Origin of the sequence: Nitrospira sp. T9, from assembly GCF_052156535.1 — a bacterium.
Taxonomy (GTDB): Bacteria; Nitrospirota; Nitrospiria; order Nitrospirales; family UBA8639; genus Nitrospira_E.
Genome location: NZ_JBQKUP010000034.1, coordinates 114,837 through 128,259, shown reverse-complemented (window position 1 = coordinate 128,259; position 13,423 = coordinate 114,837). Strand labels below are relative to the sequence as shown.

At 51.7% G+C, this 13,423-nt stretch carries 9 protein-coding genes; 6 read left to right on the top strand and 3 right to left on the bottom strand.

The genetic code is table 11. The features are described from left to right. Positions 1–79: 79 nt before the first annotated feature. Positions 80–1,546 carry a sigma-54 interaction domain-containing protein gene (locus ACTRXD_RS09160; protein WP_442431512.1) on the bottom strand — a complete coding sequence of 489 codons (1,467 nt, stop codon included), beginning with the start codon at positions 1,544–1,546 and terminating at the stop codon, positions 80–82. A gap of 539 nt (positions 1,547–2,085) precedes the next feature. Here ACTRXD_RS09160 and ACTRXD_RS09155 point away from each other — a divergent pair. From ACTRXD_RS09155 to ACTRXD_RS09130, 6 genes are all read left to right on the top strand, one after another. Then, positions 2,086–2,652 carry a GNAT family N-acetyltransferase gene (locus ACTRXD_RS09155; RefSeq protein ID WP_442431511.1) on the top strand — a complete coding sequence of 189 codons (567 nt, stop codon included), beginning with the start codon at positions 2,086–2,088 and terminating at the stop codon, positions 2,650–2,652. Positions 2,653–2,772: 120 nt separating this feature from the next. Beyond that, positions 2,773–4,020: an ATP-grasp domain-containing protein gene (locus tag ACTRXD_RS09150; protein ID WP_442431510.1), complete on the top strand. Its 1,248-nt coding sequence runs from the start codon at positions 2,773–2,775 to the stop codon at positions 4,018–4,020. Beyond that, the gene (locus ACTRXD_RS09145) at positions 4,013–6,007 is read left to right on the top strand and encodes a hypothetical protein (RefSeq protein ID WP_442431509.1); all 1,995 of its coding nucleotides are present in this window, start codon (positions 4,013–4,015) and stop codon (positions 6,005–6,007) included. The genes ACTRXD_RS09150 and ACTRXD_RS09145 overlap by 8 nt, the downstream gene beginning before the upstream one ends. 34 nt (positions 6,008–6,041) lie before the next feature. Further along, entirely contained in the window at positions 6,042–6,329 is a 288-nt protein-coding gene (locus ACTRXD_RS09140; RefSeq protein ID WP_442431508.1) for a hypothetical protein, read from the top strand. Positions 6,330–6,404: 75 nt separating this feature from the next. Further along, entirely contained in the window at positions 6,405–7,583 is a 1,179-nt protein-coding gene (locus ACTRXD_RS09135) for a dicarboxylate/amino acid:cation symporter (protein ID WP_442431507.1), read from the top strand. A gap of 115 nt (positions 7,584–7,698) precedes the next feature. Beyond that, the gene (locus ACTRXD_RS09130; protein WP_442431506.1) at positions 7,699–8,952 is read left to right on the top strand and encodes an argininosuccinate synthase; all 1,254 of its coding nucleotides are present in this window, start codon (positions 7,699–7,701) and stop codon (positions 8,950–8,952) included. Positions 8,953–9,019: 67 nt separating this feature from the next. Here the strand turns inward: ACTRXD_RS09130 and ACTRXD_RS09125 are convergent, their stop codons facing one another. After that, a complete protein-coding gene (locus tag ACTRXD_RS09125; protein ID WP_442431505.1) occupies positions 9,020–9,940 on the bottom strand; it encodes a peptidylprolyl isomerase in 921 nt (306 codons plus the stop codon). A gap of 1 nt (position 9,941) precedes the next feature. After that, a complete protein-coding gene (gene mfd / locus ACTRXD_RS09120) occupies positions 9,942–13,421 on the bottom strand; it encodes a transcription-repair coupling factor (protein WP_442431504.1) in 3,480 nt (1,159 codons plus the stop codon). Between the last annotated feature and the right edge of the window lie 2 nt (positions 13,422–13,423).

The following is a 13,423-nucleotide window of genomic DNA, read 5'->3' as shown; positions in this document are numbered from 1 at the left end:
GCATCGGCTGCAAAAGTGCCTAAGCGGTCCAAATTTCGCTATCGATTCCCAAAGTCCGACAGACCCCTAGAAAACAGGATTATTCTTTTGATGCTGAATTCTTGTTTCGAAAATATTGTTTGTTGATGCGGTAGGTCTTGAGCTTACGGAGGAGTGTTCGTCGACTTATCCCGGCCTGATTGGCCGACTCGGCAATGCGACCACTATTTTCTGACAGCACTGTTTCCAAATACTCCTTCTCAAGAGTGATGAGGTGTGGCTCGAGGTAGGCCGCCAGCGTGAGGGACGGGTTGATAGATGGAGAGTGATCACCCTGGCTTTGAACAGGCTGATCCACGCTTTCTGTTTCAGGAGCTGGAAGAGCCGGAGAGGACCCTGGGATGTCCTGGGAATACAAGACTTCCGCCAGGTCTTCCGCAGTCAATTCCCGGGTGTGCCCTTTTAACACCAGGCGTTGCGTGAGGTTTTCCAGTTGCCGCACATTGCCTGGCCAGGACTGCTCCAAAAGCAGATCCATGAAGGATTGGTGCAATTCCGGACAGTCCATTCCATAATCGGCACACACGCGTTTCAGAAAATGCCCAAACATATAGAGGATATCCTCCGGTCTCTCTCGTAACGGGGGCACTTCTAACCGGATGACATCCAACCGATAAAAGAGGTCTTCGCGAAAAGAGCCGGTTTGGACCGCATTGGCCAATGAGGCATTCGTCGCGGCAATGACACGGGCATCAATTGGCACTTCATGATGAGATCCAACCGGTCTCACCGTCTGTTCCTGCAATACCCGCAAAAGACTGAGTTGGGTTTGAACCGGCATATCCCCAATCTCATCCAGAAGGATAGTGCCGCCATCGGCATACCGAAATAATCCCTGCTTTTGTTGGTGGGCGCCGGTGAAAGCCCCCCGTTCATGGCCAAACAGTTCCGATTCAATAATTTCCGGACTGATCGTGCTGCAATTGACCGCCACAAATCGCCCGGTTCGCCCGGACTGCCGGTGAATCGCCCGAGCCAGTAAGTCTTTCCCCGTTCCGGTTTCCCCCACAATTAACACGGTGGCGTCAGAGCTCGCGGTGCGGGTAATGGTTTCAAAAATATCCCACATGACTCCGTTACGGCTGAGAATGCCTTCAAAGCTTCCCAGTCTTTTGCGGGTATCACGCAAATCCGGTGTATCCGGAGAAAACTTTTGATTGGTCTGAATGGCCTCTATGGCTTGATGCAGTTTTTCATGTGAATCCTCATAAATCACATCCGATGCCCCGTTTTTCAAAACCGAATGGACATAGGCTGCATCGGCTCCTGGTTTAAACACCAGGACATCAAGATAGGGCCTGTGTTCTTGTATGGTCGTCATCATGTCAAACACCAGGGAGTCTCCAAGATACTGTCCATCGAGTATGACCAGGCGTGTCTGGGACCCAATCTCCAAGGTCTTCACATTTTCCGGGGTATCCAACCGTACAACCCCCAAGCCTTCACGACTTAAGGCCTTTTCCAGCTCCGGGGCACCCATGATCACTATAGAATTAGTATCTGGCATTGAGACAATAGTGTCTCATATTATTTAAATGAGTCAAGTCTGTCCCAAATAGAGGGACATAACAGTCCCAAAATTCCACAAAATTGGAAAGATCAATGGGTTAACTGATGGAACAGGTCTTGCGAAGTATATAGGTATATGGAGGTATGGATCGAGAAAGTTTCTCGATTGCCATAAGAAATCACCAAAAAAAGACTGGTCCCAATGCCTTTAACTGCGCTGGTTATCATTCCATGGGGGACCATTGTGTCTGGTTGCCCCTGAATTCCTGTGCTGGGGGCAATGGAAAATGTTAGCAGTACCTTGGCATTCGCCCCCGTAAATTACGAAAACCAAAGGAACTGTACCCTTTGTTTTCGTCACAGACACTCAAAATTTTACACATCTTATCGATTGGGAAAATGCCGGTGTGAAGGAACGTGTGCTCACACCAATTTTTCCTCTGAAAACAATTAAACACAATAGACAATGACCATCAGGCTTGACTCGTGAGGAGCATGAGTCCATGGCAAAAAATTTTTGAAAAAGGATCGATCTTTATGATGCAAAATCAAACGGACATTGAGGAACGGCTACATCGAAGAAATGGAAAGAGGACTTCCCAACGGCGGTTAGATATTCAACCGGCCAAACGTCATGAAATGGTGATTGCGGCCAATATCCTCAGGTCTTCTGCCGACTGGTATCGACCCTTTCTTCATGAAAAGGATATGGCGGAGCATGAGGTGGATGAGTCCTGGGGAGAGAGAGAGTTTTCACGGCGGCAGTTTTACATTGGACGGTCCGAGGGTGCGCCGGTCGGTATTGTTTCCACGCAGTCAGTCGGAGACATGTTTTATATCGGATATATCTATGTGTATGATCACCAAACCGGCAAAGGGTTTGGGCCTCAATTACTTAATCACGTCCGTGATGTGGCTTGGCGCGAGGGAAAACGCGGCATGGTGTTAATTGCCCATCCCAAAGCCTACTGGGCCACGCGCTCATATCGCCGTTTCGGCTTTGAATGTATTGCGACCACCAAGGACCAGGTATTAGGTTGGCAAGGTGGTTGGTTGAAACCCTACTATGAAGAGGGTTTTGAACTGTACCAATATCTGTTCTAACACTCCTTCCCTCATAAACAAGCGATTCTTTATTGCTGATGGGTTCTTCTTCCATTTGTCTGTAAGCGGGGACAGGATGGAGGAGTTTATTCGATATGTCCCCCACTAAAGGAGGTCTGCATGGAAAAGAACGCACCAGTGGTCAAAAAAGCCCGGGGAGGAAAGAGGGCGCCGGTGGCTCTGCTCGGCTATAGCCTGGAAACGATGGAAGCCGCAAAGGACCACAACATTCCCTTCGTCGCGGTGGTTCCGGAGGGTTTTGATATCGCATTGAAAGAGGATGGGGTTGATGTGGTGACCTGGGACTTTTATGTCCACAACCACAACTCCGACCGACTCTATGAAAAATTGGTGGAGCGGGGAGTGAGCCATGCGGTGCCGTTGTATGAAGAAACGGTGGAATGGGCCGGGTCCCTCAACACTCGTCTGCTGAAAGATCCGCGTGCTTTCCAACGGGCACTGCTGTTCCGCGACAAGGCCATGATGAAGCGCAATGCGCAAATGAATGGCATTCGAGTCGGGGTGTTTGAAGAGATTCGCTCTCGGGAGGAAGCTCTCGCGTTTTTTGATGACATCAATGAGGCCAGACTCCGCTTGCAGGAGGAAGCGCCCGAACCGGTTCATCTGAAACCTCTGTCGGCGGCGGGCAGTGTGGGCCATGTGTTTGTTCGAAGCCAGGAAGACATCAATTCCCTTCCCGACGATGCCTTTCCGTGTCTGGCCGAAAGCCATTTGGCCGGGCAGGAATTTTCGGTCGAAGCCTTTATCCATAAGGGGAAAATCGAATTTATGAATATTACCGAGTACGTGCATTTGGGCTATTCCCAGATCGTGCCGGAAACACCGAGGCTCAGTAAGCACCGGACAAAGATTCGTAAGGCGATTGAAAAACTTTTGAAGGCATTTGGCATCGTAAATGGTATGATTCATCCGGAATATTTCTTGGACCAGGAGGGGGAGTTGCACTTTGGGGAGGTGGCGGCCCGTGTTCCCGGCGGCCATATTTTCGAACTCATTCAGCGTGCCCATGGGTTTAATCCGTATGCGGCTCTGTTGTTATGCTCCGATCCCAATACCTCCAAAACAGAATTAGACCGGTTTTTCCCAAAAGAAAAAGACCATAAAATATTTGCGGCCAACTTGATGGTGTATCCCCGGAAAGCCAGCGTCCATCAACTTCAATTTCCTAAAGAATTGGAAGCCCATCCGTATTTGGACCGGCATACCATGTTTGAACCCGTCACCCCCAAAGTGGCAGAGCGGGTGGGATTCGGTAATCATTATGGAACCGTTTTCCTGGCGGGAGAAGATCCAGAAACTCTGCGTGAGCTCGTCCAACGTTATGAGGAGTATGACTTCTATGAGTGATTCCCCCGAGGGCTCCCCTCAGACTGAATTGCAGGCCGCCACCGTCCGTCAGGAGCAAGCCTTACTTCAGGCCCTTGAGGCCTTAGAACAGGCGCCGCCATTTGTGAAGGCCAAATACCAGCCGGAGGTCATTCGTCGTGCCACGGATTTGTTTGAAACCGACGCAGGACTGCAATTCGTGAGAGGACAGGCCCATCGCTTTGACTCCGCTGGGGTCTTTCATGCCGGACCCTGGGAACACCCCGACCGGCTTCTGCCGGGGTTGGTGGGCGGGGGACTCCGTGCCGAAGGGCAGTATTCGTCTTTGGAGATGCTGAGTGAGCTTCGGGTGTTGGCCATTGCAGCAGGTGACTCGACGCACCCGAAATTTTCTGCGGAGCAAGCCCTAACCTTTTTACGGACAGTCATGGGGCTTAATCTTGATTTGTTGTATGGCAGTGAGACCGAGGAGTCTCGTCTTCGTCCGAAGGTCTATGCAAGGGCGCACAGAATATTAGCCATGATTAAGCATGAGATTTCCTCGGAAGGGTTGCTGGAACAGGTTCTTGATGACATCGATGCGCGAGTGGCTCAGCGACCAATTGATGTGAGCCTCACCCTAAAAATGATCGAGCAGGCAGAAAACATCAAGGGGGATCCTGATCCCAAGTTGGCCGCCAGACTCGACCGGTACCTCAAGGCCACAGGACCTCCCACCCCACTGGCCAAGAAAGCGGGCTCTCCCACCAACTATGGCAGGCTTTTGGCCAAAGCCACCCCACATGAGATAGAAAATGAGGCAAAGGTCGTTGGAAAATTATTGACTCTGACCGGGTTGTCCAGCGAATACCATGTCGCGTTCCTTCAGCATGTTCTCAAACATGAGGCAACCGGAATCCTGGCGACTGCCTTGGATTTGACCGAGGTCGCCCAGGCCCATATGGAACAATATCGGGAAAAGGTCTTTGAGTTGATGCGCCTGACGATTCATCCCGCCACGAGTTGGATTATCTATGGATTTCAACAGATGTTGGAGCGGATGCTGCTGGCACGACCGGAGGTCGCTGATGGTCTGACCAAATTGCTTAATCTTGATTTATGTCCTACTGCCCAACAAGTGATCAAGAAACAGTTGCCTCGGGGGAGCGGCATTACGGCTAATGCGGCCATTGTGGGTGGTGCCATCGCCATGTTGGGGCAGCCGTTGGGAGTGGGGCAGGGAAACAACCCGACCTGTCAGGGTGCTCGAGCCCTGAGCCTTTGGAGTCTCCATGATCCTGGATATTTGCTCCAATTGCTGACCAGCGCGGCTCGGGATGACACCGTTGAGTTTATGTTTGAGGGAGCGCCGATTTTATCAGGACAAATTGGCGGAGGAGTCGCGGAAGGGAAATTTGATTTGAAGCTCGATCCCGTCTCACGCATTCTGGTGCCCCATCTCGACCGGATTTACGATGAAAAGATGAGGCGCGCGGCCTTACGGGGTGAGGACCCACACAAATGGGTGAACCCGGCTTTGTACGGTCGATGGGTGGCGACCAGCCTGGCTTCCATTACGATGGTTAATCAGACCGTTTCCGGGTACGAAGATTTTTTACGGTTATTTTATGCCACTCATCACCCGTTGTATGACGGGGGTCATGATTTGGTATACCCCAACCCTGTCGGGCTCCTCATTACCAATGTTCACGGAGTTTTTTTAGGATATCATGCCGTCTCCATCCAGCGTGTGGCCGAGGACGAAGAAGGAAAGGTTCGTGTTTATTTTTTCAATCCCAACAACGAGGGCCGTCAAAATTGGGGAAGAGGGGTTGAGCCGTCTGTGGTCGGTCACTGGGAAATTCCAGGGGAATCGTCATTGCCCTTTGAACATTTTGCCGCACATATCTATGCGTTTCATTATAATCAGATGGAAGTAGGGGACGTCCAAGCTGTTCCGGCCGAAATCATCGCCGAGGTGACCGCACATGCGAAGGAAGGATGGGGACAGGCCTTCACCTGGTTGTAAGCCTTTGGGCTGTTAAGATTGAAAGGAGTGGAACATGTCTTTTTTACAAGTCAGGCAATCGACGCAGACTGGGGAACGACAGACGTTTAGCAGTGCATCAGCCATTGCCTATATTCAAGAACTTAAACATGACCAGGATCTTGGTTGGCAAATTGGTGTGGACCCCTACAGGGCGCTCATGTACTTGCATCATAAGCTCGAACCCATTATTTCCCTCGATAGTTCCGATGACCTTGTGAGGCGGGCAAACCCCAATACTCGGGGAGTCCGGGTACCCCAACAAAAATTAGCTAAAAAACTAAGTAACTGTTCCTTCCCTTAACCTCAGGTTCGTCCCATTACCAAACAACCCCTTTCTGTAGATCGTGGAAATGGCCATGGTCCTCTTGTGTGGCTCATGGTGACCGGTGCGGTCGCCGGCGGGGTGCTCGGGGCCCTGGCTCCGGAAGCTGCTCGCCATGTGGAAGTCCTTGGTGAACTCTGGCTCCGGATGTTGCGGATGCTTGTGGTGCCTTTGATTGTGGCTTCGATTATCCAGGGGGTTGGATCACTGGGTGACATTCGCCAATTGGGTAAATTGGGAGGAGCGACAGTGACGTACTATTTGATCACCTCAGGCATGGCAATTGTGCTGGGAGTGATTCTGGTCAGTCTCATTGAACCGGGAGTGGGAGTCGATATTATCGCAGCGGTGGCCCCGGCCGGAGTTGCGGCGGCGGTGAACATCGGATGGCTGGATCTCCTAAAGGGATTTCTTTCCCCGAATTTATTCGCGTCCGCTTCACAGGGTGAATTGCTGCCATTGGTCATTTTTTCTCTGGCATTCGGGGCGGCTCTGACGACGGTCGGTGAAAATGGCACCTTGGTACTCAAGTTTTTTGAAGGGATATTCGGGGCGATCATGAAGTTGATTCACCTTGTGATGTGGATCGGTCCCATTGGCGTGTTTGGCTTGGTAGCAGGGCGTTTAGCGAGTGCAGGTGGACTTGACGGTATTGTCGCGCTGTTGGTTGGTTTAGGGTTATTCACGGTTACCGTACTTCTGGGATTGGCGATCCACGCAGGAATTGTTCTTGGGCTTATTTTGCATGTGGCCGGTCGACGTTATCCCTTGGCCTATATGCGCGCGCTTGGCGCGGCCCTCACCAGCGCGTTTGCCACGGCGAGTTCGTCTGCAACTTTGCCTCTGACCATGGAGGGGGTCGAAAGTGCCGGGGTGAGCGGTCGATCAAGCCGGTTTGTCCTTCCAGTCGGTTCGACGGTCAATATGGATGGATCGGCGTTATATGAGGCGGTTGCCGCGGTGTTTATCGCCCAAGCCTGGGGGATAGACTTAAGTGGAGAGGCCCTTATTGTCCTGTTTGTGGTGGCGACGGTGTCTGCCATTGGCGCGGCAGGGATCCCTGAAGCTGGGCTTGTGACGATGGTCGTGGTCTTTCAGGCAGTTGGGCTTCCACTCGAGGGTCTGGGGCTCCTTTTGGCCATTGACTGGTTGATCGATCGGTTTCGGACCGCAGTCAATGTCTGGGGGGATGCCGTTGGTGCCGCCGTAGTCGATCGATATATCACCGCTTAATATCGAATTCCCTCATCTTCTTAGGTTATCATCCCCTTCAACAGTGAGCTCTTACGTTTGAACAAATGGTAAGGGCTCAATAAATGTACACAACCTCATTTTAGGTGAACACGGCATGGAATCAAAAATCACGTATCAGAAAATTGCATCTCACGAAGCCAAAAAGGGAACGTTTGATAAGTGTGTTTTACTCTACTCGGGAGGACTGGATACTTCCATTATGCTCAAATGGATTCAGGAAGCGTATGCCTGTTCTATCGTGGCGCTTACGGTCGATGTTGGCCAATTACATGAGGATCTTGAGGCGGTAAAATCGAAAGCGATCAAGCTCGGTGCCGAGGAGGCGGTCGTCATTGACGCCAGGGAAGAATTTGCTGAAAAAATTCTGTCCCGGGCAATTAAGGCCAATGCCGATTATCAGGGGGGATATCCCCTCTCGACTCCCCTTGCCCGCGTGACGCTCTCGGAAATTGCCGTTCGTGTGGCCAAGGAACGGGGAATCAAGGTCATTGCTCACGGCTCCACTGGGAAAGGAAATGATCAGGTTCGCTTTGAAAATTACATCACGACGTTGGATGCCACAATGAAAGTGATCGCGCCCGTACGTGAATGGAGTATGGGCCGGGATGAACAGATTGATTATGCCAAACAACACGATATTCCCATTAAACAAACTAAAGAGTACCTGTATTCGCATGATGACAATATGTGGGGCTCGACTAATGAGGGAGGGGATATTGAGGATCCCGCCCGCATTCCTGATTTACGGAAATTTCTGCAGGTGTGTATTCCCCCGGAACAAGCACCGGATGAACCGGAAATTGTCGAAGTCGGGTTCAACAAAGGAATCCCTTGTTCAATCAATGGTGAGGATCTGCCCCTTTGTCAGGTCATTGAACGTGCCAATGCGGTAGGGGCAAGGCATGGGGTAGGCATTGTGCATTTGACGGAGGACCGCTTAGTGGGTTTGAAGGTTCGTGGCGTATATGAAGCTCCGGGAGCGGAAATTCTGATCAAAGCGCATTTTAATCTGGAAAAACTCGTCAATACCCGTGATTTAAACGAACTGAAAAAAATCATTGACGAAAAGTGGGCCTACACCTGTTATGGCGCTAAATGGTTTGATCCGTCAATGGATGCCATCCATGCCTTTCAGGATTCCGCCAACCAGCGTGTGAAGGGAACGGTGAAAGTAAAGCTGTTTAAAGGAAAAGCTGATGTGGTGGCGATGACATCTCCCTATTCCTTATTCGACGCCAATTTGGCTACTTTCAATAAGGATGCGAGTTTTAACCAGAATGCGTCTGCAGGTTTTATTGAGATTTACAATCTGGCCCAAAAGACCTATCGGCGCTTAGACCAGGTGTAGGATGGAGAATGTAAGGGATTGGTGATGGGAGTAGGTCTTGAGCCATACGGCAATGAAATGAATACCTCTATTTCAGCTTCACATCGATGAAGGCTTTTTGTTTGATATCGGCAAGCCAATTTCGATAGGCTTCCTCGGATCGTTGCTTGGTAAGCATCCCACGGATATCCCGTTCCACGACTTCAAACGGGAGCGGTTTGGGCTCTTGAATTTCTTCTAACAGAATAAGGTGGAATCCTAGGAGGGTTTCAATAGGGGCCGAGATCTGTCCCGGTTTCAGTTCCTTGACCACCTCCTTCAGAGGGGCCACTAATTCGTTTTCCTGTACCCAGCCTAATTCATGAATTCGCTCGAAATACCTGGTGGCGAAATCCTCCAGCGTCGTATTCGGTGTCCAGGCCGCATACATGGTTTGGGCCTTGTTCTTGGCTTTCTCCCGTTCATAGCCTTCCTTCCCGTCTAACAGAATTTGCTGGAGTCGGTACCGGGGCGGTGAGAGAAAAAGGGTGGAGTTGGCCTCATAGTACCGCCTGATTTCTTCTTCCTCTATGACAATGTTCCGGCGAATCTCAAAGTCAAAGAGTTTTTTGAGGAGCATTTGATGCCCGAATTCTTCTTCCGTTTGAGTGGGTGGCAGCGGAGTTCGCCGTAAGGCTTCATCGATTTCGTCTTGAGTGACAGAGAGCCCCTTGGCTTGAGCTTCTTGAATCATAAGGTGATCATCAATCATGTGGTTCAGGACTTCTCGTTGTTTCTGGAAATACCGCTGGTTCAGTTCCTCTCCGTGGTATTTGGCGTTCAGGCGCTTATACTCATCGCGTAATTCTTTTTCAAGATCAGACCACGTGATCACCTCTTTATTCACCACGGCAATAATCCGGTCGGTGAGGCTCACGCTAATCCCGGGAAAGAAGAGAAGGCTCGCCGTCACCCAGACGGTGAGCGTTTGTAAAGGCCAATCTTTCAGGCATACACGCATGCCCGTCATGTTACGTTCTCACTTCCTCTTTGGCCATTGACTGGTGGAGTTCTTGTAAAATCGTATTAGCCCTGGGGTACATGGATGCCCAATCCTGCTCTGGGAGAGTCAATCGATAGGCACGAGGAGAAAGGCAGTCCAGACGATCTTTCCATCTGTCCATCAAGGCACGGATCCCCTGTTCCGGGAGCTTGGCCCGTTCATGAAACCGAAGGTTCATCAGCCCGCCCCGGACTTCGACATACTCGAGTTGTAGGGCCTTGGCCAACACCTTGATTTGCATGACTTCAAATAGTCGTTCCATGGCGGCAGGAGGCGATCCAAACCGGTCAAGCGTCTCCCCATATAATAAGGCCAAATCCCCTAACCGGTCACTCCCGGATAACCGTTTGTAGAGTCCCAGGCGCTGGGAGGCGTCTTCCACATATTCCTCGGGAATGAAGGCCGAAACATCAAGTTGAAGAGTGGGTTCCCATTCTTCTTCCACTTCCTGGCCTTTAAGCTGCTGAACAGCCTGCTCCACCATTTGTAGGTACAGGTCCAACCCGACGGCGGCGATATTGCCGGACTGTTGTTTCCCGAGTAAATTTCCCGCTCCCCGGATTTCAAGGTCAGCGGCTGCGATACGAAACCCGGAGCCAAGTTCCGCAAATTCTTGAATGGCATTCATGCGTTTTTGTGCGTCGGTACTCAGGGTTTCTTCGTTGGGAATGAAGAGGTAGGCAAAGGCTTGTTGCCCGCTTCGCCCGACTCGTCCGCGAAGTTGATACAGCTGGGAGAGCCCGAATAAATCCGCCCGATCGACCAGGATGGTGTTCGCACTGGGAATATCCAACCCTGATTGGATGATAGCTGAGGCCAGCAGCACATCAGCTTCCTGGTGAAAAAATCGTAACATCACCCGTTCCAATAATTGTTCGTTCATTTGGCCATGCGCCATCAATACCCGTGCTTCCGGAACCAGATCTTGTAACCAGGCACCCGTCTGCTCCATGGTTTCCACTCGATTGTGTACATAGTACACCTGCCCTCCACGAGCGAGTTCACGGGCAATGGCTTCCCGTACCACTGTCGCATCGAACCGGAGGACCTGGGTTTCCACCGCCAAACGACCAGGAGGCGCGGTCTCAATGACGGATAAGTCTCTCACTCCTGAAAAGGCCATCTGCAGAGTCCGGGGGATAGGGGTCGCGGACAGTGTGAGCACATCGACCTGGGTGCGGAGTTGCTTCAGTCGTTCCTTATGGCGAACACCAAACCATTGTTCTTCATCGATAATCACCAATCCCAATTGTTTAAAGACGACATCTTTCTGCACGACCCGGTGCGTCCCGATTACAATGTCAATCAGGCCGGCAGCCAAATCTTTCAATGTCGCTTTGATCTCATTGGCTGATTGAAAGCGTGACAAAATACCGATTTTGACCGGGAACGGGGCAAACCGTAGTGAAAAATTTTCAAAATGTTGTTGAGCCAGCAATGTCGTGGGAACCAGGACGGCCACCTGTCGGTTGGCCTGGATCGCCTTAAAGGCGGCACGCATGGCGACCTCCGTTTTGCCGTATCCCACATCTCCACAGACCAGGCGGTCCATGGGTTTCGGGGATTCCATATCCCGTCCTATTTCTTCAATGGCTCGAAGTTGGTCAGGCGTTTCTTCAAATTCAAATCCCGCTTCAAATTCATGGACCAGGAGCGTGTCCTCCTGGTACGCGCTCCGTCTGGCGACTTCCCGGTTGGCATAGAGTTCCACGAGTTCCTCGGTCATATCCTCGATGCCCTTTTTGATTTTCGCCTTAGTTTTTCCCCAAGCCGTGCCTCCCAGGCGGTCCAGTCGCGGGGACCGTTGTTCCGCTCCCCGATAGCGGTGGATGTGATTCAGGCGGTCCAGCGGGACATACAGGGTATCGGTTCCACCGAATTGCAGGAGCAAATAATCACTGGTAAAGCCCTGCACCTCCAACCGGCGCAAACCCAGATACCGTCCAATTCCATGTTGAAGATGGACGACGAGATCGCCTTCTTTCAGATCCTCTAACGACGAGAAAAATTTGGCGGTGGGGGATTTTGTGTGGGGACGATGCCGGATGCCCTTCCCAAATAATTCTTCCTCGGTGACGAACGCGATGTGCCCGTCGGGTGAGAGAAACCCTGCGGAGAGGTCTCCTTCAAGACAGTAAAAGGGTGCGCGGGCATCCGTGGCTGGTTGAGGGAAGGGGTGTTGCCACTTGTTGGCCGGGAAGCCGTGGTCATGCAGGAGGGACAACAGCCGTTCCACCTGTCCCGGACTGCGAGCGACAAAAAAGATCTCGGAGTCGGCTCGCAATTGGTCAAGTTTGGAAAGGGTTTCCTTAAAGGGAAGCCCGCGAATGCCTACCCCGACACTGCTGGGAGACTGAGCCTGCAAGGAAACAGGCACACAGGGCATGGTGCCGGTATCAGGAGCCACGCTATCCCACCACACCGTTGGACACATGCTGGTATAGGTTTTAATGGTATCCCACATTTCATAGAGTTGATCGGGGTCGGAGTGGGCGGAGGCTCCCCCCTGGCCAGGCTGGAGGTGTTCCCATGTTTCTAACAACGCATTCCAAAATTGCGCAGCAGCCGCATCCAGATCAACCGGGCGGTAAAAAGAGACGGTGATCGGGGTCTGAATGTACTCAAGCAGTGTGACAAGTTTGGGATAATACCGGGGAAGATCCCATTCAATGCTTGCCTGAATGTGTTCAATAGCGCTATCCGGTTGGCCGGAATCGGGAGGAATGAACTCCCGAGTGGGTAAGACCCAGGTTTCCTTGAGATGGGTGATGGATTCTTGAGTTGAGGGATCAAACGTCCGGATGGATTCGACCGTATCCCCAAGAAATTCAACACGGACGGGATGGTCCTGCGCTGTGGAGAAAATATCCACGATGCCGCCACGTACGCTGAACTCGCCGGGGACTTCAGCCAACGATCCACGTTCATACCCTAGCCGGATTAATGAACGAAGAAGCACCTCACGCTCACACGTCTCGCCTATCTTGAGGGAAAAACAGGCTTGAGCGAAAACCTCCGGCGGAAGCAGTTTATGCAAGATGGCCGGAAGTGAGCTGACGATGACGGTGCTTTCACCCCGAGACAGCCGGTGGAGGGACCGAACGCGCTGACAAATTACGCTGTGGGCCGGCAGTGCCGGGTTATAGGGAATGGTGGCCCATGGAGGAAATAAGGCCAGTGTCTCGTGATCCCGCCTGATGAACGAGAAGAAGAATTCCAAATCTTCATACAATTCTTCGGCTTGTTCTTGTGTGGGCGTGATGATGAGGTGTGTTTGGTTGTCGGTGCCGGCGGTCTTTTTCCCAGGAAGTGTGAACAGGGTCATGGCCAGGGCGAGGCACGCCTGTTGCGTACTCAGCAGACAGGGCGGGGGCGTCTGTTCCGGGATCGCTGGAACGACCGTGCGCAGTTGGTTTGCAAAATGATGGAAGACGGAAGGGACGTTCATAA